General features: G+C 61.0%; 29 protein-coding genes. 14 read left to right on the top strand and 15 right to left on the bottom strand.

Annotated features, from left to right (window positions below):
- Positions 1 to 4 precede the first annotated feature (4 nt).
- Positions 5 to 1,585, bottom strand: coding sequence for a carboxyl transferase domain-containing protein (locus FF098_RS02390; protein WP_155136849.1), 1,581 nt, complete (start codon positions 1,583 to 1,585; stop codon positions 5 to 7).
- A gap of 149 nt (positions 1,586 to 1,734) precedes the next feature.
- Here FF098_RS02390 and FF098_RS02385 point away from each other — a divergent pair, with 149 nt between their 5' ends.
- The 3 genes from FF098_RS02385 (at position 1,735) to FF098_RS02375 (ending at position 3,737) form a co-directional block, all read left to right on the top strand.
- A complete protein-coding gene (locus FF098_RS02385; RefSeq protein WP_205967346.1) occupies positions 1,735 to 2,913 on the top strand; it encodes an acyl-CoA dehydrogenase family protein in 1,179 nt (392 codons plus the stop codon).
- Between the two features lie 6 nt (positions 2,914 to 2,919).
- The gene (locus tag FF098_RS02380; protein WP_205967345.1) at positions 2,920 to 3,522 is read left to right on the top strand and encodes a TetR/AcrR family transcriptional regulator; all 603 of its coding nucleotides are present in this window, start codon (positions 2,920 to 2,922) and stop codon (positions 3,520 to 3,522) included.
- Positions 3,523 to 3,584: 62 nt separating this feature from the next.
- On the top strand, positions 3,585 to 3,737 hold the full coding sequence (locus FF098_RS02375) for a hypothetical protein (protein WP_155136843.1): 153 nt from the start codon (positions 3,585 to 3,587) through the stop codon (positions 3,735 to 3,737).
- A gap of 48 nt (positions 3,738 to 3,785) precedes the next feature.
- On the opposite strand, the gene FF098_RS02370 is transcribed toward FF098_RS02375, so the two are convergent.
- On the bottom strand, positions 3,786 to 4,169 hold the full coding sequence (locus tag FF098_RS02370; protein ID WP_155136840.1) for a hypothetical protein: 384 nt from the start codon (positions 4,167 to 4,169) through the stop codon (positions 3,786 to 3,788).
- Positions 4,170 to 4,260: 91 nt separating this feature from the next.
- On the opposite strand from FF098_RS02370, the gene FF098_RS02365 reads away from it, so the two are divergent.
- Entirely contained in the window at positions 4,261 to 4,452 is a 192-nt protein-coding gene (locus FF098_RS02365; RefSeq protein WP_155136837.1) for a hypothetical protein, read from the top strand.
- A 6-nt stretch (positions 4,453 to 4,458) separates the two neighbouring features.
- On the opposite strand, the gene FF098_RS02360 is transcribed toward FF098_RS02365, so the two are convergent.
- Complete coding sequence (locus FF098_RS02360) at positions 4,459 to 4,941, bottom strand: peroxiredoxin (RefSeq protein ID WP_155136834.1); 483 nt, start codon at positions 4,939 to 4,941, stop codon at positions 4,459 to 4,461.
- 86 nt (positions 4,942 to 5,027) lie between these two features.
- Between FF098_RS02360 and FF098_RS02355 the strand changes: the two genes are divergently transcribed.
- Entirely contained in the window at positions 5,028 to 5,669 is a 642-nt protein-coding gene (locus FF098_RS02355; protein WP_166426275.1) for a YqgE/AlgH family protein, read from the top strand.
- A 13-nt stretch (positions 5,670 to 5,682) separates the two neighbouring features.
- Here the strand turns inward: FF098_RS02355 and FF098_RS02350 are convergent, their stop codons facing one another.
- From FF098_RS02350 to FF098_RS02335, 4 genes are all read right to left on the bottom strand, one after another.
- Positions 5,683 to 7,851 (bottom strand): EAL domain-containing protein, encoded by a 2,169-nt coding sequence (locus tag FF098_RS02350; RefSeq protein WP_155136828.1) that lies wholly within the window; start codon positions 7,849 to 7,851, stop codon positions 5,683 to 5,685.
- Positions 7,852 to 8,000: 149 nt separating this feature from the next.
- Positions 8,001 to 8,597 carry a GNAT family N-acetyltransferase gene (locus tag FF098_RS02345; RefSeq protein WP_155136825.1) on the bottom strand — a complete coding sequence of 199 codons (597 nt, stop codon included), beginning with the start codon at positions 8,595 to 8,597 and terminating at the stop codon, positions 8,001 to 8,003.
- A gap of 66 nt (positions 8,598 to 8,663) precedes the next feature.
- Entirely contained in the window at positions 8,664 to 10,067 is a 1,404-nt protein-coding gene (gene thrC / locus FF098_RS02340) for a threonine synthase (protein ID WP_155136822.1), read from the bottom strand.
- Between the two features lie 30 nt (positions 10,068 to 10,097).
- A complete protein-coding gene (locus FF098_RS02335; RefSeq protein ID WP_155136819.1) occupies positions 10,098 to 11,171 on the bottom strand; it encodes a strictosidine synthase family protein in 1,074 nt (357 codons plus the stop codon).
- A gap of 208 nt (positions 11,172 to 11,379) precedes the next feature.
- Between FF098_RS02335 and rpmE the strand changes: the two genes are divergently transcribed.
- The gene (gene rpmE / locus FF098_RS02330; RefSeq protein WP_155136816.1) at positions 11,380 to 11,598 is read left to right on the top strand and encodes a 50S ribosomal protein L31; all 219 of its coding nucleotides are present in this window, start codon (positions 11,380 to 11,382) and stop codon (positions 11,596 to 11,598) included.
- An 83-nt stretch (positions 11,599 to 11,681) separates the two neighbouring features.
- Here rpmE and FF098_RS02325 read toward each other — a convergent pair whose 3' ends face one another.
- Complete coding sequence (locus tag FF098_RS02325; protein ID WP_205967344.1) at positions 11,682 to 12,230, bottom strand: DUF1465 family protein; 549 nt, start codon at positions 12,228 to 12,230, stop codon at positions 11,682 to 11,684.
- 310 nt (positions 12,231 to 12,540) lie between these two features.
- Positions 12,541 to 12,747 (bottom strand): DUF1192 domain-containing protein, encoded by a 207-nt coding sequence (locus tag FF098_RS02320; protein WP_155136813.1) that lies wholly within the window; start codon positions 12,745 to 12,747, stop codon positions 12,541 to 12,543.
- Positions 12,748 to 12,852: 105 nt separating this feature from the next.
- On the opposite strand from FF098_RS02320, the gene FF098_RS02315 reads away from it, so the two are divergent.
- The 3 genes from FF098_RS02315 to FF098_RS02305 all read left to right on the top strand — a co-directional run bounded on the left by FF098_RS02315 (position 12,853) and on the right by FF098_RS02305 (position 15,474).
- Positions 12,853 to 13,827 carry an NAD(P)H-quinone oxidoreductase gene (locus tag FF098_RS02315; protein WP_155139330.1) on the top strand — a complete coding sequence of 325 codons (975 nt, stop codon included), beginning with the start codon at positions 12,853 to 12,855 and terminating at the stop codon, positions 13,825 to 13,827.
- Positions 13,828 to 13,882: 55 nt separating this feature from the next.
- Positions 13,883 to 14,596 (top strand): DUF599 domain-containing protein, encoded by a 714-nt coding sequence (locus tag FF098_RS02310; RefSeq protein WP_155136810.1) that lies wholly within the window; start codon positions 13,883 to 13,885, stop codon positions 14,594 to 14,596.
- A 176-nt stretch (positions 14,597 to 14,772) separates the two neighbouring features.
- A complete protein-coding gene (locus FF098_RS02305; RefSeq protein ID WP_155136807.1) occupies positions 14,773 to 15,474 on the top strand; it encodes a DUF1013 domain-containing protein in 702 nt (233 codons plus the stop codon).
- Between the two features lie 16 nt (positions 15,475 to 15,490).
- Here the strand turns inward: FF098_RS02305 and FF098_RS02300 are convergent, their stop codons facing one another.
- Positions 15,491 to 16,288: an SDR family NAD(P)-dependent oxidoreductase gene (locus tag FF098_RS02300; protein WP_155136804.1), complete on the bottom strand. Its 798-nt coding sequence runs from the start codon at positions 16,286 to 16,288 to the stop codon at positions 15,491 to 15,493.
- A gap of 106 nt (positions 16,289 to 16,394) precedes the next feature.
- Positions 16,395 to 16,571: a YdcH family protein gene (locus FF098_RS02295; protein WP_155136801.1), complete on the bottom strand. Its 177-nt coding sequence runs from the start codon at positions 16,569 to 16,571 to the stop codon at positions 16,395 to 16,397.
- 149 nt (positions 16,572 to 16,720) lie between these two features.
- Here FF098_RS02295 and FF098_RS02290 point away from each other — a divergent pair, with 149 nt between their 5' ends.
- Genes FF098_RS02290 through FF098_RS17485 form a run of 3 tightly spaced genes read left to right on the top strand, consistent with a single transcriptional unit; the run spans position 16,721 to position 18,225 of the window.
- Entirely contained in the window at positions 16,721 to 17,308 is a 588-nt protein-coding gene (locus FF098_RS02290; protein WP_155136797.1) for a UbiX family flavin prenyltransferase, read from the top strand.
- A gap of 5 nt (positions 17,309 to 17,313) precedes the next feature.
- Positions 17,314 to 17,874, top strand: a complete 561-nt coding sequence (locus FF098_RS02285; protein ID WP_155136794.1) for a TIGR02444 family protein — start codon at positions 17,314 to 17,316, stop codon at positions 17,872 to 17,874.
- 9 nt (positions 17,875 to 17,883) lie between these two features.
- Entirely contained in the window at positions 17,884 to 18,225 is a 342-nt protein-coding gene (locus tag FF098_RS17485; protein ID WP_205967343.1) for a YdcH family protein, read from the top strand.
- Positions 18,226 to 18,267: 42 nt separating this feature from the next.
- On the opposite strand, the gene FF098_RS02275 is transcribed toward FF098_RS17485, so the two are convergent.
- A complete protein-coding gene (locus tag FF098_RS02275; RefSeq protein ID WP_166426274.1) occupies positions 18,268 to 18,828 on the bottom strand; it encodes a GGDEF domain-containing protein in 561 nt (186 codons plus the stop codon).
- A gap of 313 nt (positions 18,829 to 19,141) precedes the next feature.
- Between FF098_RS02275 and purE the strand changes: the two genes are divergently transcribed.
- Positions 19,142 to 19,630, top strand: coding sequence for a 5-(carboxyamino)imidazole ribonucleotide mutase (gene purE, locus FF098_RS02270; protein WP_155136788.1), 489 nt, complete (start codon positions 19,142 to 19,144; stop codon positions 19,628 to 19,630).
- 3 nt (positions 19,631 to 19,633) lie between these two features.
- Positions 19,634 to 20,722: a 5-(carboxyamino)imidazole ribonucleotide synthase gene (locus FF098_RS02265; RefSeq protein ID WP_155136785.1), complete on the top strand. Its 1,089-nt coding sequence runs from the start codon at positions 19,634 to 19,636 to the stop codon at positions 20,720 to 20,722.
- Between the two features lie 81 nt (positions 20,723 to 20,803).
- Here FF098_RS02265 and FF098_RS02260 read toward each other — a convergent pair whose 3' ends face one another.
- From FF098_RS02260 to FF098_RS02250, 3 genes are read right to left on the bottom strand one after another with little or no spacing between them, the layout of a single operon-like run.
- Positions 20,804 to 21,406, bottom strand: coding sequence for a phage tail protein (locus tag FF098_RS02260; protein ID WP_205967342.1), 603 nt, complete (start codon positions 21,404 to 21,406; stop codon positions 20,804 to 20,806).
- Between the two features lie 43 nt (positions 21,407 to 21,449).
- A complete protein-coding gene (locus tag FF098_RS02255) occupies positions 21,450 to 22,052 on the bottom strand; it encodes a phage tail protein (RefSeq protein ID WP_155136782.1) in 603 nt (200 codons plus the stop codon).
- Positions 22,053 to 22,095: 43 nt separating this feature from the next.
- Positions 22,096 to 22,698: a phage tail protein gene (locus tag FF098_RS02250; protein ID WP_155136779.1), complete on the bottom strand. Its 603-nt coding sequence runs from the start codon at positions 22,696 to 22,698 to the stop codon at positions 22,096 to 22,098.
- Positions 22,699 to 22,732: the final 34 nt, after the last annotated feature.

Raw genomic sequence — 22,732 nt, 5'->3', positions numbered from 1 at the left:
CTCCTCACATCCGATAGACCGGACGCTTGCCGGTATCTTTTTCAAAGTCAGCGACGAGGCCGAGGCAGAAGCCGAGCACATCGCGGGTCTGGCCCGGCTCGATAATGCCGTCATCCCACAATCGCGCAGTCGAGTAATAGGGCGAGGACTGTTCCTCGAACTGGTCGAGAATGCCCTGCTCGATTTCTTTCAGTTTCTCGTCGGAGACGCGCCCGCGCTGCAGGTCGGTCAGCACGCCTGCTGCGGTCTCGCCGCCCATCACCGCGGTGCGGGAGTTCGGCCAGGTAAACAGGAAGTCGGGCCGGAAGCCCCGTCCGCACATGCCGTAATTGCCGGCCCCGTAAGAGCCGCCGACGACAACCGTCAGCTTCGGCACGCGGGCGTTGGAGACGGCGTAGACCAGCTTCGACGAGTGCTTGGCGATGCCGGCCCGCTCGGACTCAAGCCCGATCATGAAGCCGGTGATGTTCTGCAAGAACAGCAGGGGTATCTGCCGCTGGTCAGCAAGCTCGATGAAGTGAGCCCCCTTCACGGCGCTGTCGGCGAACAACACGCCATTATTGGCGAGGATCGCGACCGGGTGGCCATGCAATTTCGCAAAACCGCAAACGAGCGAAGAGCCATAATCCGGCTTGAACTCCTGGAAGCCGCTGTCATCGACAAGACGGCCGATCACCTCCTTGATGTCGAACGGCACTTTCAGGTCGTCGCCGATGATCCCGGCAATCTCGTTCATGTCGAGGCGCGGCGGACGGGCCTCATGTGTCACCAGTTTCTTCTGCGAGTTCAGGGCACTGACGATATCGCGCATCTTGCCCAGCGCCTCGCGCTCGTCATAGGCAATATGGTCGGATACGCCGGTCTCGAAGGTGTGGAGCTCCGCCCCGCCCAGGCTGTCTGCATCGACCTCCTCTTTGGTGGCAGCCTTCACCAGCGGCGGGCCACCGAGGAAGATGTGGCCATGGCCCTTCACCATCACCACCTCGTCCGACAGCGCCGGGATATAGGCCCCGCCCGCCGTCGCCGGGCCGAACACGACAGACAGCTGTGGAATGCCCTTGGCCGACATGCGCGACTGCTGCCAGAACGTGCCGCCGAAATGCTCCTTGTCCGGAAAGACGAGGTCCTGCTGGGAGAGGTTCGCCCCGCCGCAATCGACGAGATAGATCACCGGCAGGCGCAGCGCATCGGCGATTTCCTGCGCGCGGTAATGCTTCTTGACCGTCTCGGAATAGAACGTGCCGCCCTTCACCGTCGGGTCATTGGCGATAATCATGCAGGGCACGCCTTCGACGACACCCACACCGGTGATGATCGCCGCCGACGGTACCTGGTTCTCGTACAGGCCGTATGCGGCGAGCGGGGACAGCTCGAGGAACGCTGCGCCCGGATCGAGCAGCAGGTCGATCCGGTCCCGAGCCAAAATCTTGTCGCGCGACAGGTGACGCTCCCGCGCTTTCTCCCCGCCGCCCTCGGCGATTGTCGCCAGCCGCTCGCGGAATGTCGCCAGCGCCTTGTCGAACGCGGCGCGCTTCTTCTCGAAATCGGGGCTTGCGGGCATCACCGCACTGTCCAGAACCGGCATTCATCGCTCCCTGTTGTCGCACCCATCAAAGTGGGCCGCTTGTCGTTCTTGCCAACCTGCCTAACATTTGTTAGGTTGGCAAGCAAGATCAGCAGAAAAAGTGCGCGGGGCCCTTCATCGCCCAACAGCATTTGGAAGGAAACACTCCCATGGCAGACGGCATGACCCCATCAGAAGACCAGACCTCCAGCCCTTACTTCAAGCTGGAACACGAAATGCTGCGCGACCAGGTCGCGCGCTTCGTGCGCGAGGAGGTAAAACCCCATGCCGACAAATGGGAAGTCGAGGGCAAGATCCCCCGCGAGGTCCTGAAGAAGATGGGCGACAATGGCTTCTTCGGCATCCACTTTCCGGAAGAATATGGCGGCTCCGGCCTCGACACCATCGCGACGGCGATCTTCGCCGAGGAACTGGGCAAGTCGACCTTCGGCGGCTTTGCCATCACCCCCCTCGTCCATACCGACATGTCGTCGGTGCACATCAACAATGCCGGCAATGACGAACAGAAACAGCGCTTCCTGCCGGAGGTCATCGCCGGGACCAAGATCGGCGCCATCGGCCTGACCGAGCCGGGCGCAGGCTCCGACCTGCAGGGCATCCGCACGACGGCCAAGAAAGCTGATGGCGGCTGGATCCTCAACGGCTCGAAGCTCTTCATCACCAATGGCGTCTATGGCGACTTCGTCTGCGCCCTCGTTCGCACCGGCGACAAGGAAGAGAAGGCCTCCCGCGCCGCGACCATGTTCATCGTCGAAAAGGGCATGGAAGGCTTCAAGGTCGCCCAGAAACTCGACAAGATGGGCTGGCGCTGTTCCGATACGGCGGAGCTGGTCTTCGAGGACTGCTTCGTCCCGGACGAGAACGTCATCGGCGAGCCGGGCCGCGGTTTCTATGCCGCCATGAAGAACCTGCAGAACGAGCGTATCGTCATCGGCGCCATGTGCATGGGCGAGGCCCAGGCCGCGATCGAGCTGACCCTCGATTGGGTCAAGGGCCGCAAGGCTTTCGGCGGCGTATTGTGGGACAAGCAGGCGATCCGCCAGCGCCTTGCCATGCAGGCCGCGAAGGTCGAGGCCGGCCGCCAGCTGGTCTACCGCGCCGCGTGGATGGATTCACAGGGCATGGACTGCGGGAAGGAGGTCAGCATGCTGAAGGCCTATTGCGGCGAGCTCGTCAATGAAGTGCTCTATGACTGCCTGCAATTCCACGGCGGCTCCGGCTATATCGAGGAGACGCCGATCAACCGCATGTATCGCGACGTCCGCGTCCAGTCCATCGGCGGCGGCGCGACCGAGGTCATGCTGGAGGAAGTCGCCAAGCGGCTGTAATCTTCAGTGCCCGACGCCTCCTCAATCCCCGAGAAAAAATCGCCCGGCGCGGAAATGCGCCGGCGCATTCTAGATGCCGCCGCCCTGTCGCTGGCCGAGAACGGCTATCAGGCGACAACGCTGCGCGGTATCGCCGATGTGGCGGGGCTGAAGGCCGGCTCGATCTATTACCATTTTGCCTCCAAGGAACAGATCACTGTCGAAATACTGAACGAAGGCGTCGAATATGTCTCGGACGCGGTCTCGCGTGCCGTTGATGCCCTTCCCCCGGATGCCGAAGGGCGCACGGTCCTCAAGGCGGCGATTGACGCCCATCTGTCGGCTCTCTCGGCGCACAAGGCCTACACCCGCGCCTCGATCCGCTGTTTCTCCATGGTGCCGGAGGATATCCGCGAGCAAACCATCGAGACCCGCCGCGATTTCGACGGCATCTGGCTCGACACGCTGAAACGCGCTCGCAGCCACGGTTCCCTGACAGGTCACACAGACCTGCGAGAGGTGCACCGCATCATCCTCGGTGCGCTGAACTGGACCATCGAAAAGCGCGGCGGCCCGTCGACCAGGGACCACGCCCTTAGCGAGACGCTGCTGTCACTGCTCGCCTCCTAGAGACAAGTGACTGGAACGGTGCCCCGCCCCAGGCTGTTTGTATCTCACAAGGAGGTACCATCATGAGCACCGAAGATAAGAAAAAGACCGATGTCGACGAAGCGCTGGACGAAACGTTCCCCGCCAGTGACCCGCCCAGCTACATGCCCGGCGAGGCCGACCCCAAGGGGACGGAAGGCGACAAGAAGGACAAGAAAAAGTCTGATGACAAATAGCAAAAAGCCCGGCTCAGGCCGGGCTTTTTCATGATATCAACGCCCGTGTCAGTTCGGCGTGAACAGCCCCTGGAAGCCGACGATGATGGCGATGACGCCAAAGATCGCGACGAACGTGGTGAACGCGCTCGCTCCCGACCCGACCGGGTCTTCGGTGTTCCGCCCGGCCCTGACACGATCCATCAGCAACAGCACACCGGTGATGATCGCGACCACCTCGAAATGGAACAGGTGCGGTCCGGTCGTCAGATGCACGATCAGGAAATAGCCGCCGGTGACGAGCGCGACGATGCCGATCACCCAGCCGAACTGGGCGAGCTTCGCTGCCGCCTTGGCCAAGTCATCGCCGACATTGGGGATCTTGATGAGAAGCCCGATGGCGAGCAGGAAGCCGCCGAGAATATTGGAAAGGTCCAGTAACAGTGAAAGCATTGCTCTCCCTCCATGAAGTTCCGCAATGGAACACGCTGGAGCGCCAATGCGTTCACAAGGAGCACGAAATTACCGGAAAGAGGACGATCCCATGACGAAGAAGAAGCATTCCGACCAACCGCCGCCTAAACATAATCAGGCTCCAGTCAATGAAGACGCACCTCATCCGGAGACGAGCACGAAACCCGAAGCCAGCGAAGACAAGGACGAGGAACGCCACAACGCTCCGCATGCCGATGATTACGATCGGCTTGCGGAGGTCAGGAACGACAGGAAGGATTGAGCGTTCTTACAGCTGGCCCAGCATATAGTCGGCGGAGGACACTTCGAAGGCACCGCCCTCTTCCACGTTCAGCTCTTCAACGACACCGTCATTCACGATCATGGAGAACCGCTTGGAGCGCAGCCCCATGCCGAAGCCCTTGCCGTCCATGGCGAGGCCCAGCGCCTGGGTAAAATCGCCATTGCCGTCAGCAACCATTACGACCTTGCCATAGGCTTCCTGGTCCTTGGCCCAGGCATCCATGACGAAAGCATCGTTGACCGACATGCAGACGATCTGGTCGACGCCTTTGGCATCGAACATGTCTTTCTTTTCGACAAAGCCCGGCAGGTGCTTGGCCGAACAGGTCGGGGTAAAGGCACCCGGCACGGCGAAAAACGCGGTTTTCTTGCCTGCGAACAGCTCTGCGGTCTGGATGGCATCGGGTCCGCCGTCACTGGCCAGCATTACCTGAACGTCGGGGATGCGGTCGCCTTTTGCGATGGTCATATGGTCTCTCCTGTTGCACGCGATCAAGGCCTCCATGTAGTCTTGTCTGCAGGGGGCGTCCACCATGGATGGCAGGAGGTCGACAGATGACAGACGAGAATAGCACCAATAACGATCCCGACCGGCAGGATTTCCTGCACGGCCAGCTGCTCGTCGCCATGCCGAACCTGCGCGATGGCTGCTTCCGCGAATCGGTGGTGCTGATCTGCAGCCATGACGAAGATCACGCCATGGGGCTGATCCTGAACAAGACGATTTCCGACCTCACCTTCTCCGACCTGCTACTGCAGGTAAAGTTGAAGCCGTCAGACGATATCGACGACCGCCCGATCCATTTCGGCGGGCCGGTCGACACCAAGCGCGGCGCCGTTCTGCATACGGATGATTACCGGCATGAAGACACGATCGACATCATGCCCGGCGTTTGCCTGACCGCGAGCCGCGAGATACTCGAAGACCTCAACGAGCCTGACGGGCGCATGCAGGCAGGCCGTAATGCCCCGTCGCGCGCGCTCATCTGCGCAGGCCATGCCGGCTGGTCAGCCGGTCAGCTGGAGCATGAACTGGCCCAGAATGCATGGCTGAACATTCCGGGCGACCCGTCACTCATCTTTGCCGATGATGCCGATACCGTGTGGGATAGAGCCCTTGCCAAATTCGGCATCGACAAGTCGATGTTCTCGCAAGCCTGGTCGGAAGTGCGCAGTCCCGACACCCCCCTGAACTAGGAACTGAAAGAGCCTAGCGCAGGTCGGCGGTCACCGGCTGGCGCGGAACTTCTTCCTCTTCCGGCGCACCGCCTGCGGGTTCCGGCATGCCGAAATAATAGCCTTGCGCATAATCGCACTTCATTTCGCGCAGCATCCTGACGGCCTCTGCTGTCTCCGCCCCTTCCACGATGATCTGCGTGCCCATGCGATGGGCCATGTCGACCAGACCGGCGAGCAATGTGTGGCCATGGTCGTCGCGCAGGGCAGCTTCCAGAAGCGCCCTGTCTGTCTTGATGATATCGAACCGGAACTTGGACAGCTGCCCCAGCGTCGACTGGCCCGCCCCAAGATCATCCAGCGCGATCCGGGCCCCGGCCTGTCGCATGGACTTGGCGACAGCCAGCACCTTGTGCTGGTCGTGCAGCACGTGGGTTTCCGTCAGCTCCACCACCAGCGACCCGTCCGGCAGGTCGTGCTTGCGGATCGTGTTGCGCACCAGCTTGACCAGACGGTCATTGATCAGTGTATCGGCGGACACGTTGAACGACACGAACTGCCCTTGCGCCGGGCTCGACCCGACCCAGGCGGCAAGTTCCGCTGCGGCCTGTGACAGGATCACCGCTGTGATATCCATTTCCAGCCCGGCATCGATGGCCACTTCCATGAACTGGTCAGGCAGCATCGGTTTGCCACCGCCCGGCCTTCGCCAACGCGCCAGCGCCTCGAACCCGGCGATGTCCTGATCGTTCAGGCGCACGACAGGCTGGAACCAGGCCTCGAATTCGCCATTCTCCAGCCCCTCGCGGATCATTTCAGCGGTAATGCCGGGCGCAGCCGGTGTGGCACGCAAGGCAGGGCTTGCTGCCGCTTTCCGGACCGGCGCGACGAAAGCGATGATGCGATCGACAAACCCTTCCTCGTCCACCTGTCGCTCGCCCTTGATCGCCAGGCGGCGCCCCTCGCGGGTCGTCACCTCGAAATCGAAACGGCCTGTTTGCGGATCGCCACCGCCGAGGATTTCCTCGTCATACTGTTCGAGGCTGTCATGATCGATCAGCCCGCGGACATTCTCCGGCGACAGGGCCGAAATCTTGGAAACACCGAGGAGAGACGCCGTCTCTTCGCTGGCATTGATCTGCCCGGGTGCCTTCCAGTCCCACAGAGGCATGCCAGCGGCGCCGAGCGCTGCACGCAATTCGCTGACCTCGTTGCGCGCCGGCGCAGGCGGGGCCGGTTTCGGCTCGGGGCTCTTGTGCCCCCACAGGGCAGAAATGGGTGATTGGCCAGCCACTGCAGCGGATGGACGGGATTCTTCGTCCGGCACGGGGTCATCCTCGCCTGCCATGTCGGTGATCGCGTCGGGAAGGTCCGGTTCCGGCTCTTCCTCGTCATCGCTCATCGACATGACCGGCGCTGCGCCGACAACGGACGGCAGCGCCTTGTCCTTTTTCCTGGCATTGCTCTCGCCCTTGCCGCTGGCAGGAGACGCCTTCGCAGCCTTCGGCTGGCTTCCTGCCGGCAGAAGCGACATCAGCCCGGCCAGCAGAACACCGCCGGCGAGCATGCCATGGGGCACGGCCATCTCGATCCAGCTGGCAACACCATTGCTGCCCATGACGAAAAACACGACCAGCGAACAGGCGGCGATCAGCACGCCCGGCGCGATATGGAGCGAGCGGCGGTCACCGGTCGCAGCCTGCTGCATTGTCAAAAGCACTGCAAACAGGGCGAGCCCGCCCGCGGCAAGGCGCAGCGGCAGGTCCGCCGGATAGACACCCAGATAACCGGCAACGCCCAGCGCGATCGCGGCAACGATCGCCAGCAGGAAGACGACGCCGACAGCCACGTTCTCCTTGGCAGCACGCACCGTCGCCGTCAGGAAAAGAATGACCGATGACAAGAGCAGCGCGAACAACACCAGCCCGCCGCCATCCGGCAGCACATTCTCCAGACGGCCAAAGGCCATGGCCTCGATCAGGAAGGTCATGCCGGCGACGCTCGCCGCGATAGCGGCAATGGCGCTGCGGCGCAGCAGGAAGATCAGCAGGAACAGCGCGAAGCCCCCGCCAAGGGCGCCAAGGATGATACCCTCGGTCAGCATCACCTCGCGCGGGAAAGATGCCTTCAGCTCCGCCGACTGGCGAAAGAATGCGTCTAGCTGGAAATAATCAAGAAAGCCGTCCACGACAGAACCACCCATAACCCGTTCATACCTTGGGAAATTAACCCCTTCCGGTCAATGTTCCTTTTGCGGCACGGCATGCCACAGGGCGTCCCGCACCGTTGATTTCCATGCTTCTTTGCAAGATCGGCTCCAGCCCGGCTGGCGGGCGTGCCCCAGACCGGCAATCAGCTATCGATTTTACGGAAATCTTCCGGGTCGAGGCCGAACAACACATGGTCACGGCGCTTGCCGTTGATGCTCAGATAATTTCGGGCGACCCCCTCCTTGCGGAAACCGGCCTTGACCAGCAGGTTCTGGGACGCACGATTGTCCGGCAGGCAGGCCGCCTCGATGCGTTCCATCTTTAGCGTCTCGAAGGCAGACCGCACGGTCGCCTTCACGGCAGACAGGGCGTAGCCGCGACGGATGTGGTCCCGCCCGACCCAATAGCCGAGCGTTGCCGTCATCGCCGCCCGGCGGCGGATATTCGACAGGGTGCAGCCACCGACCAGCATGTCGTCCTGGGAGCGGAAAATGAAATAGGGCCGGCAGACCCCGGCCCTGATGTCGCGCGCATAAATGCGCAGGCGTTTGCGGTAGCTGGCCATGGAAAGCTCGTCCACGGCCCAGAGCGGTTCGAATGGCTGGAGATGGGAACGGCTGGCCGCGCGGATACCGGCCCAGTGCTCGTAATCGCGTTCCTGCGGGTAACGCAGATAGATGCCATCCTCGACCAGAATCGCGTTCGACGGATCATTCAAAGGGAAGTCGAGAAGGACCATACTGTTTAAACTGCTTTATCCCATTACCGTGCCGCGAATTGGCACGTTCACCACCCGTAAACCTTCTTAGTCCTTTCGAACGGAAGACGCAACAAAACGCTGAACTTCCTGCTGGTCCAGAGGCAAGACAGTCAGCTTTTCAGTACGTTCGTAAAGATCGGAGAGTTGCACCGGCGGGTCGGGATAGACGCCGCAGGCTTCCTTCACCGCGTCGGGAAACTTCGCCGCATGGGCGGTTGCGAGGGTCACGACGGGCCCGTCCAGCGTCCCGGCAGCCCGTGCCTTGGCGGTCGCCACAAGGCCGACCGCAGTATGCGGGTCGATCACCGCGCCAGTGGTCTCGAAGACTTCGCGGATCATCGCCGCCGTCTCTTCCTCACCTGATCGCTCAGCGGTGAAAAGTGCGCGGATATTATTCAGAACCTCACCCGGCACATCGAACCTTCCAGCCTGCTTCAGGTTCGCCATCATCGCGCGCACCGCTGCAGCGTCGCGGCCCGAGGCTTCGAACAGCAGCCGCTCGAAATTGCTCGATACCTGGATGTCCATTGAGGGCGAGATCGTCTGCGCCACGCCACGCGGTTCATAGGCACCTTCGGCCAGCGTACGCGCAAGAATGTCATTCTCGTTCGTCGCGATACACAGCATCTCGATCGGCAGGCCCATCTGCCGGGCCACGTAAGCCGCGAAGATATCACCGAAATTACCCGTCGGTACGCAGTATGAGATCGCGCGTGCAGGTCCGCCCAGCGCCACGGCGGAGGTGAAATAATAGACCGACTGCGCCACGATCCGCGCCCAGTTGATCGAGTTGATCGCACCGATGCGCATCTCTTCCCGGAATGGCCTGTCGGCGAACATCTCCTTTACCATCGCCTGGCAGTCGTCGAAGGACCCCTCGATGGCGATGTTGTGGATGTTCTCTTCCTCGACGCAGGTCATCAACCGGCGCTGGACTTCGGAAATGCGGCCGTTCGGATGCAGGATGAAGACATCGACATTGGCGCTGCCCTTCAGGGCCTCGATCGCCGCGCCGCCTGTATCGCCCGATGTCGCCCCGACGATCGTCAGCCGTTCGCCGCGCGCTGCGAGAACGTGATCGAACAGCCGTCCCAGCAGCTGCATCGCCACATCCTTGAACGCCAATGTCGGCCCATGGAACAGCTCGAGGATCCAGTCTTCCTCGGTGGTCTGGCTCAGCGGCACCACGGCGCGATGGGCAAAGCTCGCATAGGCCTCCTCGCACATGGCAGAAAGCACGTCGCGGGGGATATCCTCGCCGGTAAAGCGGGAAATGACTTCCGTCGCCACATGGGCATAGGGCTTGCCGGCAAACGCGGCGATTTCCGCCTCGGTGAAGCTGGGCCAGCTTTCCGGCACATAGAGCCCGCCATCAGAAGCGAGCCCTGCAAGCAGGACGTCGGCAAAGCTCAGACGCTCTGCCTGACCACGGGTCGAGATGTAGTGCATTTCAGTTTTCTTCCTGTAATCCGGGCCCGCTTAGCGAGATTCTGTCACGACAGGGCTGTCACATAGAAGAAATTTGTTCTCGGCAAAAGAACCCAGAAGGAATTTTCCGCCAATTCTTGCCCCCACCGTCAGGCCGGACAGGCGTGAGCCATCGTCGAGATACAGCGTCTCGACGGCGCCGGACGCGGGATCGATACTGACAAGCTGTGACGGCGCGGTCTTTTCAGCATTGCCCACATGGGCAGCAAACTGCAGCGGCTTGGGGATCGCGCCGACCAGCAATTTTCCGCCCGCGCCCCAGGTCAGGTTATCGGGAAAGCTGTCGAGGCGGATCACGCGCTCCGGCTGCAGGGTCCCCAGTTGCAGATCGCGGTCATATACCCGCACCAGCTTGCTGCCCATCTCCGCCAGATACAGTTCCTCGCCATCGGCGCTGACGGCGAGGCCATTGGCGAACTTCAGCCCGCGCGCAGCCTCGCTCCATGAATTGCCGTCATAATGCAGGATCGAGCCATTGCCGAGCCCTGCAACGAACTCCACGCCAGACAGGGGCGAACTGAAGCTGCTCGCCGTGCTGTTGGTTACATAGAAGGATTTGGGGCCGACAGCGACGATCGCATTGGGGCTCGTCAGCCGGGCGTCGTGCAGCGTGTCGATCAGGGCGAGATCGCCCTGACCCGTGATCGTATAGATCAGGACGGAGCGGTCGGCCTCGTTGATAACGAACAGCCGGTGGGTCTGGCCGTCGGCGTAGACGTCGATGCCCAGCGGCTCGAAATCCGTCGGCACTCCCCCCGTGCGATCCCGCCAAGAGGACGGGTCGAGTGGATTGTCAGGGTCGAAAGACTTTATCTCACCACGCACATCACCCGTATCGCGTCGCTCTCGCCGGTCCATCGAAGACAGCCAGGCAAGGCCGGAGACAGGATCGGTCGCAGCATCCTCCACCCCCGGCATACCGACGACCGGCATGCAGCTGGCAAGAGTTGCGCCTTGATCTGTCGATACGACGTTAGAGAAATAATTGAGATGGTTCAGCGTCAATCCGATCGCGCCCGCCGCAACGAGCACAAACGCCAGAAATGCAAGCGAGAGCTTGCCCATTTTTCCCCCATGACATGAATACGCTGAACTACTGCTCCCAGAAAACCCTATCCGCGGGTGCGCTGCAATGGGGCTGTCGTCGAACAGTCATAACTTTTTTGACAGAAACCGGGCGACCAGACCCACAAACCAGTTGCATTGCGCCGCCGCAGAGCGTATGTGGCGCTTTCAAATTTTGACGATTGCAGCCCCTGACGGGAGACCCGCCATGAAAAAAGACATCCATCCGCAATATCACACGATCAATGTCGTGATGACCGATGGCAGCACGTTCCAGACCCGCTCATGCTATGGTGAGGAAGGCGCGACCATCAACCTCGATATCGATCCGGCCTCGCACCCGGCCTGGACCGGTGGTCCTGCCCGCGTCAGTGACAAGGGCCGCGTATCCGCGTTCAAGAGCAAATTCGGCAATTTCGGCCTGTAAGCCCTTACTGCCATCAGAAACGAAAAAGCCTGCCATCCGGCAGGCTTTTTTGTTGTCTGACCATTTTCCGGAAAGGGCAGAAATCAGTCTTCGTTATTACCCGGGAAGGCGCGGTTCAGCGCTTCGATGCGGGATGCGGCGTCATATTGTGCCGGGGCGAGCGGCGGCTGATCGAACAGCTCGCCATCGATGCGCACGATGCGCTCATAGAGTTTCGCGGTCTCCGCGCGCAGCCTGACCAGTTCAGCCGGCAGGCCAGCCAGCTCCTTGCCGGACTGGATCTCGCTCTTGCGCTGATCGGAAGTTTCCGGGCTGCCGAGGCGATACTTGTCCTGGGCTGCCTCTTCATAGCTCATCTCGTCCTCTCGCACGGCCCGCATGACCAGGAGCCACGAGGCGATCTGCATCAGGCGCGTCGTCAGGCGCATGGAGATACCGGCATAGGAAAGCGCTTCGGACCGGTCGAGTTCGCGGGCGGCATCGCGCCCCTCCCCGTCGAGATAGCCGGCCGTTTCCTCAACGAGCTGCATGCCTTCGGCAAAGATGTTGGAAAACATCTTTGAACTGACGAATCGCATGGCAGCCTGATTGACGCGGGATGGCTCACCCGCCTGGCGTTGTTGTACAGACACTGCTGAATCTCTCCTGCTCGACGCTCACACAATACCCCAAATACACGCTCAGGCAATCTGCCCCCCTGTGCCATGACGGGAATGCGGAAAACTTTCCGGTTGGTGCTACAAAATATCCTTGGGTTGGAGAGAGCAATCGCCATGCCAGCAACCGGCAGGTGTGAAAATGCCCACGAACTCAGCCCAGAGGGCCAATCTTGCACGTCACAGGGGCACAGGTCGTCCCGCCTACATCAAGAGGGCACGCATTGCGTATGCTGCGTGACTTGAAATGATGCACCCCAAATAGCCACTGCCCGGGAATGAGACGCTATTTCCGGAAAAGCGCTTCCGCTGCCGACACAGCCCCGCCACGCTGTGCCAGTTCCTTTTCGGCACGCTCTATCGCACTGCGCAGGGTCTCGATGCGGGCTTTAATGTCCTCGACCGACAGTGCGGAGAGGTCCTGGGCCGCCACCTCGTCCAGCTGGCGCTCGCCGCGCGGGTCAGTGACCGATGAATTGAGAATGTCGTCCATAACTGCCTCCTGCGATTACGTCCCGCACCCCATGCTGGTATCAGTGCGCCCAACAACCATATCAGGCAAAAGCGTTCAACAGGGAGAAACACCATGACCGGAACCATGAAAGCGATAGAGATTTCCCAGCCCGGGGGCCCTGATGTGCTCAAACCCGTCGAGCGCCCCCGGCCCGAACCCGGCCTCGGCGAGGTGCTGATCAGGGTCGAGGCAGCCGGCATCAACAGGCCGGACGTGCTGCAGCGTCAGGGGCTTTACCCTGCACCGGAAGGTGCCAGCGACCTGCCAGGCCTCGAGGTTGCCGGCGAGATCGTCGCCACCGGCACCGGCGCGCCGGACAGCCTCATGGGCACGAAGGTCTGTGCCCTCCTGCCCGGGGGCGGCTATGCGCAATATGCCGTCGTCGACCACCGCCACTGCCTACCCGTCCCTGACAGCTTTTCGATGGTGGAGGCGGCAGCCATGCCCGAAACCTTCTGCACGGTCTGGACGAATGTGTTCCAGGATGCGGGGCTGACCTCGGACGAGCGCCTGTTGATGCCCGGCGGCTCCAGCGGCATCGGCACGACGGCGATCATGATCGCCAGGGCCATCGGCGCGGACGTCTTCGCAACCGCTGGCACTGACGAGAAATGCGCCGCCATCGCCGACCTCGGCGCGACCCGCGTCTTCAACTACAAGACGCAGGACTGGGAGAAAGAGATAAAGGACGCAGGCGGCGTCGACGTCGTGCTCGACATGGTCGGCGGCGAGAACGTCAACAGGCACCTCAACTGCCTGCGCCCCCATGGCCGCCATGTCTCCATCGCCTTTCTCGGCGGCATGCAGGCGACCATCGATATCGTCAGTATCATGAGGAAGCGGCTGACCCTCACCGGATCGACCCTGCGGGCACGCACCGCCGATGAAAAGGCAGAGGTCATCGACGGCCTGCGCGACCATGTCTGGCCGCTGACCGGCGAGCACAATCTCAAGCCGGTCATCGACAGCACCTTCCCGCTGGAGGATGCAGCAAAGGCCCATGCTCGCATGGACGAGGGCAGCCATATCGGCAAGATCGTGCTGACGGTAGACCACTAAAGTCTGCCGCTCCCCCTCTTGACGGGAGCTGCGGCGAGGCCAAGAACTGGGGACCATGAGCAATTTCATCGCCCCCGGTCTCTTCATCCTCAGCTGGTTCGCCTATGGCTGGCTGGTCGAGCGCAGCCCGTGGCGCAACCGCACCCTGTCCCATTACATGGAGCGGGAGCGCCGGTCCTGGATCGAGACCATGGCGTCGCGCGACCTGCGCATGATCGACACATCGATCATGCTCGGCCTGCAGAACGGCACCGGCTTCTTCGCCTCGACATCCCTGCTCGCCATCGGTGCCGCCTTCACGCTGCTGAACTCGACCGAGCGCTTCCTTGCCCTGTCAGACCACCTGCCCTTCATGATGGCGACGAGCGCAAGCTGGTTCGAGCTGAAAGCCATCGGCCTGTTGCTGATTTACGCCTACGCCTTCCTGAAATTCGGCTGGTCCTATCGACTGTTCAACTACACCTCGATCCTGATCGGGGCCGTGCCGATGAACAATGCCGAGGCGACGCCGGAGGAGCGTCGCCACGCGATCGAGAAATGCGTCGGCATGAACCTCGCCGCTGCGCGCGAATTCACCCGCGGCCAGCGCGCCTTCTTCCTCGCCATCGGCTATCTCGGATGGTTCCTGGGGGATGTCCTGTTCATCGCCTCCAGCCTCGTCATCTACACAATGATGGCCGCCCGTCAGTTCGCCTCCCCGGCCCGCACCGCCCTGATGGCCCCACCGCCGGCCAGCGCCAAACCGCAATCTCCTGAAAAGCCTGACTGAAAACCGCTTGGCATCGCGGCCAAGGCCGATTATATCAGGCTTGCTGCTGTCGCAGCGCTTTCCCCCTGATCGCTGGAGGTAAGCATGGCCGGAGAAAACCCTCCGGCCAGAGCAATTTCTGTTATCTGCGCCGCAGATCATCAACCCGGCGCCCCGACCCTGTAAGGAGACCCGACATGTCCGATACCCCGCTGATGCCGAAAGCGACTGCCGTCTGGCTGATCGATAACACCAGCCTGTCCTTCGATCAGATCGCCGCCTTCTGCGGCCTGCATCCGCTGGAAGTCAAAGGCATCGCCGATGGCGACGTCGCTGGCGGCGTGCGCGGCATCGACCCGGTCTCGGCCAACCAGCTGACCCGCGAGGAAATCGAGAAAGGCGAGGCTGACACCAAATACCGCCTGAAGCTGTCGCGTCCCAAGACGGTCGTGCCGAACAAGAGCAAGAAATCGCCGCGCTATACGCCGGTCTCCAAGCGCCAGAACCGTCCTGACGCCATCGCGTGGATGGTGCGCAACCACCCGGAAGTTTCCGACGCCCAGATCGGCAAGCTGCTCGGCACGACGAAAGCGACGATCCAGTCCGTCCGCGACCGCACCCACTGGAACTCGGCCAACCTGACCCCGCAGGACCCGGTCGGCCTGGGCCTGTGCTCGCAGATCGATCTCGACATGGTCGTGAAGAAAGCCGCCTCGAAGAAAGCCAGGATGGACGAGGCCAATGGTGTCGTGCCAGAAGACGAAACACTGAAACCGGCTGACGAGACCGTTCAGTACGAGCCTGAAGAGCGTGAGAAGAAGATCGACCCGAGCCAGGTCTTCGCCAACTTCACCGGATCGTCGAAGGACGATGACGACGAGGACGACGACAACTACTAGGCCGCCGAATCAGGCTTCAGCCATTGCGGTCGCCGCGGCGATATTGCGCCAGGCGGCCGCCATCCACATAGATCGACTGGCCGGTTATGTAGGACGCCTCGCGCGAGGCGAGGAAGTAGATCGTATTGGCCACCTCCTCCGGCTCGCCCTTTCGCGCCAGTGGCGTCGATGGCGAGGATTTCTCGCGCGACTTGCTTTCCTCGACCTCATCGAGTTCTTCCCGGATCGCGGCGATGCCGACGGCATTGGCGCGGGCGCCATAGGGCGCAAGCGTCATAGAGACGGCCTTGGTAAGCTGCGTCACCGCGCCCTGCGTCGCGGCAAAAACAGCATGGTCGGCGCTCGCCGTCACTGACTCGGTTGTCGTCAGGTTGATGATCGCACTGCCGCGCGCCTGATCGACCCCGCCATCATCCGTCTCGCCTGCCTGCTTTATGATCTGCTTGCAGACGGCCTGGTTCAGCAGGAAGGTCGAGCGCAGGTTTGCATCGATCAGCGCGTCGAACTGGTCCTCGCCGGTCTCAAGGAAAGGTGCAGACTGAAACAGGCCATCGCAATGGGCCAGCACATCAACCCGGCCATAGGCCTCAAGCGCTTCTGCGATGATATTGTGTACGGACAGCTTCCTGGCGGTCTTGGCCTGGATGAATACCGCCTCGCCGCCCTGGCTGCGGATGACTTCCGCCAGCGCACGTCCCTTTTCCTCCGACTTGCAGACGAGGACGACACGCTCGCCCGCCCCGGCGAAGCGCATGGCGGTGGCCCGGCCTATACCTGTAGCGACGCCGGTTACGATCACTGACCTGCCTGCCATGGATGCTCCTTCGCGGCTCAAGTGGCGTTCGTTAGATCATGATATAGGGCAAAAGTAAAAGCGCCCCGTCTCCGGAGCGCTTTGACACTGTTTCGTTGCTGAATGGCTAATGCCGCGTTCGGGACTGGAGCGTTCGTATCTCATCCTTGATCGCGAGCTTTCGTCGCTTCAGCTCATTGATGCGCAGATCGTCGCTTGAGGGCTGCTTCAACTCGGTGGAAAGCGCTGTTTCGAGTTCCTGGTGGCGTTGGTCCAGTTTTTCGAGTCTTGCATCGATCGACATATGTGATCTCCCGGTTTGAGTTGACAACAGTATGGATTGAACATCAAAAGAGGGAGCTTGTCACGACGCCCCGCGCCTTAATTAGCAGTAAGCTTTAAGTTTATGAAAATATTAGCATATAATATCACATTCGCAGGTGATGTGGATAAATGAGCAGCCCGGACAGACTGATTATCGGCATCACCGGCGCTTCCGGTGTCGTTTATGCCCACCGTATGCTGGAGGTCCTGCGGGACACGCCCGTGGAGACCCATCTGGTTGTCTCGAAGGCGGCGGAGATGACCATCTCCTATGAACTGGAAATGAAGGCCGCCGAAATCAAGGCGCAGGCTGACAAGACCTATGCGATTGCCGATGTGGGCGCCGCCATCTCGTCGGGCTCGTTCAAGACGCTTGGCATGGTAATCGTCCCCTGTTCCGTACGAACCATGTCGGAGATCGCGAGCGGCGTTACCTCCAGCCTGCTGACCCGCGCCGCCGACGTCGTTTTGAAGGAAAAGCGCCGCCTGACCCTGATGGTGCGCGAGACGCCGTTTCATCTGGGGCACCTGCGCACCATGACGGCGCTGGCCGAGATGGGCGCGATCATCGCCCCGCCGCTGCCCGCCTTCTATGCCGAGCCGAAAACCATCAGTGAGCTGATTGACCAGTCGGTCGGGCGCGTGCTCGACCTCTATGATATCGAGACCCCGCTGACCAAGCGTTGGGGCGAAGACCTGGAAAAAGGACGCCGCTGAAAATCGTGACTGATGTAGAGACCGACAGGACACCCGCACAAATCCCTACCTTCTGGGACTGGTCGATGGAGGCTTATGGCAGGCCCGGCGCGGCAGAGCGCCTCTTGCGAATGCAGGACGACCACGATCTCGACGTCAATCTCGTGCTCTGGTGCCTGTGGGCTGGCACTCACTTCCCGCCAATATCTGACAAGGAAACCCTATCCCTGTTCCGCCAGACGGCGGAATGGGCAAAACGCGTCACCATTCCCCTGCGCGGCGTGCGGCGTTGGCTGAAGGGGCGCGACCTGCCCGCCTCGACCGAGGCGGTCAATACACTCCGCAACGAGATCAAGTCACAGGAACTGGCCGGCGAACGCATCAGCCAGGAGATGCTGGAGGGGATGACGCGTCTCGCCGCTGGCGATGGCGCCCCCACGCCGGACGGTGCCGACAGCCTTTTCGGTCTCTATTTGGAACATGCACGCTCTCTTGAAAACGGGGCGGAAGTGAGCGAAGATTCTCTCGGCGAAAAACCGGAAAGCCTTTTCCGGGAAGTCACAAAAATCATCGCCGCCGAGGAATAAGCCGCTCCCATGACAGACACGCCGGACCATCCGACAGACACGCCCGCCAATGCGGCGGGCAAACCGCGCTTCAAGGTCATCGACACCGCCGAGGACGCGGCCCGCAAGGCAGCGGCTACCGAGCAGGAAGTCGATGAACTGCTGGAGGACGGCGTCAATGACGAGGCGGTGCAGATGAAACTGCACGAGCTGGAGCAGGAGCATCGCGACCTTGACCACGCCATCGCGACCCTGGAAGAACGCCTGCCATATGACCGGCTGACGCTGCAGCGGATGAAGAAACGCAAACTGATGCTGAAGGACAAGATCTTCCAGCTGAAAGACAAGCTGGAGCCGGACATCATCGCGTGATGCCCGGCTTCCCTGAAGGCGGCTAACGGCATGGGAGGGTGGTCAGTGCCGCGTGCCGGCCTTCAAGCTCTGTTTGTGGTCGTACATTTCCCGGTCGGCCTCCTGCAGCACCGTTTCGGCTTTCTGGCCAGGCTGCAGCTCGAACACGCCCCAGGCGAAGCTGACAGGCAGCTGGTGGCCCTGCCAAAGCAGCGGCACTTTCTCCAGACCGCGTGACAGGCGCTCCATCGCGGCCACTGCCGTTTGCGGGTCGGTATGGGACAGGATAATGCCGAACTCGTCCCCGCCTAGGCGGCCCATCGTGTCGGAATCCCGGATCAGGTGGGACAGTGTATGGGCCAGGTGGCAAAGCACGGCATCGCCCGCCGCATGCCCGAAACTGTCATTGACCGGCTTCAGGCCATTAAGGTCGATATAGGCAAGATGCGCCTCCAGCCCGTAGCGTCCGACCTCGGCTATGGTGCGGGTCAGTTCGCGCATGAAGGCGCGCCGGTTGATCAGGCCGAGCAGCGGGTCTGTATCGGCCAAGTCAGCCAGTTCGCGGATTTTTGCATTGGCCTCCTCCAGCTGCTGCTGCAGGCTCCTGACCTGAGAGGCCAGCACCGCAGCAGGCGGATCGCCAGCTTCGGGCAGTGTTGAATTAAAGTTTATAATATTTTTTCTATAATTTGCATCGCATTGATTTAAAGTTTGCATCTCTACTGACTCCTTTCACTGCACTTGTTACTCACGCTACACAGTAATTATTGATCTAATACTTACGTCTCAAACAATATTTGAGATGAATTTAGTTCAAGTACCTGCTGGAGTCAGCGATATTTTTCCGTTGTATGCCCACCCCGGTTTGCTATAAACCGCGCTTTCCCCGCCTCCCCGAGAGAATGGGGTGAGCGCCGACTTCAAAGGATGAGAGACTATGGCCGGCAGCGCAAAAATCGGGATCATCATGGGCAGCCAGTCCGACTGGCCGACGATGAAGCACGCCGCCTATGTGCTGGCCGAGCTGGGCGTCGAGCATGAGACGAAAATCGTCTCCGCCCACCGCACACCCAAACGGCTCTATGACTATGCAGAGACGGCGCGCGAGCGCGGCCTGAAGGTCATCATTGCCGGTGCCGGTGGCGCAGCCCATCTGCCGGGCATGGTCGCGGCGATGACCTCCCTGCCCGTCTTCGGCGTGCCGGTGAAATCATCTTCCCTGTCCGGGCTCGACAGCCTGCTTTCCATTGTGCAGATGCCTGGCGGCGTGCCCGTCGGCACGCTGGCGATCGGCGACGCCGGTGCGAAAAACGCAGGCCTACTCGCCGCCTCCGTCCTTGCCGCTTTCGATGAAGACCTTGCGAAAAAGCTCGATGACTGGCGCGCCGCGCAGACTGCGAAAATCGACGAAAACCCGAAAGACTGATTCATGAGCACCACGTCCGCGCCCCTGCCCCCCGGATCGACCATCGGCATCCTCGGTGGTGGCCAGCTGGGCAGGATGCTGGCGGTCGCGGCAGCAAAGCTCGGCTTTCACGTACATATCTACTGCCCTGACGAGAAGAGCCCGGCCGCCGAGGTCGCCCGCGATTTCACGAAGGCCGGTTACGACGACGATGCGGCGCTGGAGAGATTCGCGGCCTCGGTCGACGTCGTCACCTATGAGTTCGAAAACGTGCCCGCCTCAGCCGCCGAGGCCATCGCCCGCACTGGCACGCCGCTACGCCCCGGGGCGCGAGCACTGGAAGTCAGCCAGGACCGGTTGACGGAAAAGAAATTTCTCAAGGACCTCGGCATTGACACTGCCCCGTTCATGCCGGTCGCGAGCGAAGCGGCTTTGGGCGTGGCGACAGAAGTCACAGGCATCCCGGCGATCCTGAAGACCCGCCGCTTTGGCTATGACGGAAAAGGCCAGGCTGTCATCCATGACGAGGATGAAGTCGCCGAGGCTTATGCCTCCCTGAAGGGCGCCCCGGCAATCATGGAAGGCTTCGTGCCGTTCGAGCGGGAGATTTCCGTCATCGCCGCCCGCGAGCTTAACGGCACCATGATGGCCTATGACCCGGCAGAGAATGTCCACCGCGACGGCATATTGCGCACGTCCACCGTGCCCGCCGAGATCAGCGAAGAGACATGGGACAGGGCAACCGACATCGCCTGCGATATTCTGACGGAGCTCGACTATGTCGGCGTCATCGGGGTTGAATTTTTCGTGGAAAAATCAGGCCATCTGCGCGTCAACGAGATGGCGCCGCGCGTCCACAATTCGGGTCACTGGACGGTCGAGGCCTGCCATGTCAGCCAGTTCGAGCAGCATATCCGCGCTATCGCCGGCTGGTCGCTTGCCGACCCTGTCCGCCATTCTGACTGCGTGATGGAAAACCTGATCGGCAAGGACGTCGACGACTGGCAGACCATCGGCAGCGAACGCGATGCCTACCTTACCCTCTATGGCAAGAAGGAAGCGCGTAACGGCCGCAAGATGGGCCATGTCACCCGTCTGAAGCCACGCAGTTAGGCTGGCACACCGGATCACTACAAAAAAAAGGGCCGACGCAGTTTGCGTCAGCCCAGTCTCGATACATTGCCGCAGCAAAAACTAGTTGCGCGAGGGATAGACACCATACAGAGCAACACACCATTGCATAGCGATATACGGTCCACGGTGTTTTACTTCCTCATTGCCACCTGTCGGGCTAAGCATGCCTGCAGCCATCGTACGGGTCGGCGGACCATCATGATAGTAATCGTCATCCCCCATCCCGGCGCCGAGATAGCGATCCTGCGGGCCGCCTTTGTCGGCTAGCTGGTTGGTCGCATTTACAGTATGGGTATGGGACGGCAGTTGCGGAATGGTCAGCGTAAAGCCGGTTTGACCACCCTTCTCGCCCAGATTATAGTATTGCAGGCCCGGGCCTTGGCCATAATGTATCGGCGCCCGGCCACGCAGGTCCGGAATGCCAAAAGTCGTCCGACCGTCACCGCCATAAATCGTTCCGTACAGCGAGAATAGCGCTGTGTTCTGCGCAATGGACATCAGCTGCCCTTCCGCGGGAATAAAGTTCCGCGGGCAGAAATTATACCCTGTAAGGATCACCTGGCCGATGAACGGATCGGCTTGAGCCGCTGCCGGCGCTATGGACGACATCGCTCCAGCGACGAGGCCCGAAACAGCCGCAGCTGCAGTTAGTAGTTTACGCATCTTCACTCTCCTTATTCTTATGCGAGACTGTCAGAAAACCACCCTAGTTGCGCGACGGATAGACGCCTTGAAGCGCGACACACCATTGCATGGCGAGATACGGCCCGCGATGATAGACGGGCTGGCTACCACCGGTATGGCTTAGCATGTTCGCAGCCATCGTGCGGGTCGGCGGACCGTCGTGATAGTAATCATCATCCCCCATCCCGGCGCCGAGATAGCGATCCTGCGGGCCACCCTTGTCGGCCAGCTGGTTGGTCGCATTTACCGTGTGCGTATGGGAGGGCATTTGCGGGATGGTCAGCGTGAAGCTGGTATAGCCACCCTTTTCGCCAAGGCTGTAAGCTTGCAAGCCCGGGCCCTGACCGTAGTGAATCGGTGCACGACCGCGAAGATCCGGCAAGGCAAACGTCGTACGCCCGTCCCCACCATAGGTCGTTCCGTACAGGGAAAAGAGTGCCTGGTACTGATTGATGGGAAGAATCTGCCCTTCCGCAGGCGCCCATCCACGCGGACAGAAGTTATAGCCGGTCAGTGTCAGCTGGCCTAGAAATGGGTCCAGCTGCGCCGCAGCCGGCGTCACGGAAGACAGGCCGCCAAGGACCAGCCCTGATACAGCCGCCGTCGCGGCAAGAATTTTACGCATTTTTTATCTCCTTTTACAGTGTCCATCGGTTAGGGACGATTGATTAGTTTCGCGGTGGAAAAATGTCCTGAAGAGAGACGCACCACTGCATGGCAGTATAGGGTCCACGATGATCGACCGGCTCATTGTCACCAGCCTGGCCGACCATGTCGGCTGCCATCTCACGGTTCGGCGGACCATCATGATACATGTCGTCATCGCCGACCCCTCCAGCCAGATAGCGGTTGTCCGGATCTTCCTGATCCGCTGTCTGATTGGTCGTGTTGACCCTGTGATCGTGAGACGGCATTTGCGGAATTGTCAGCGTGAAGCTGGTAGTGCCGCCCGCCTCCCCCAACTGATAGGTCGGCAGGCCTGGCCCGGTACCATAGTGGATCGGCACCCTGCCCCGCAGGTCCGGAAGGCCGAAAGTGGTCTGGCCGTTTCCGCCATAATATGTTCCGTATAGGGAGAACAGTGCCGGATTTTCGCTGATGGCAATCAACTGCCCTTCGGCAGGCGCCCACCCTTGAGGACAGAAATTATATCCCGTGAGCATCAATTGACCGGTAAACGATTCCGGCTGCGCCGCCGCTGGGGCGATGGACGAAAGCCCGCCAATGGCAATAGCCATAGCACCCGTAACGGCTGCGGCTTTAATGCGCATGATTTCTCCCCACTGAACATCGCACAAACGCAAT

The organism is Aquisalinus luteolus (assembly GCF_009712425.2).
Lineage (GTDB): Bacteria > Pseudomonadota > Alphaproteobacteria > Caulobacterales > Parvularculaceae > Aquisalinus > Aquisalinus luteolus.
This window is presented reverse-complemented; position numbering and strand designations above follow the sequence as displayed.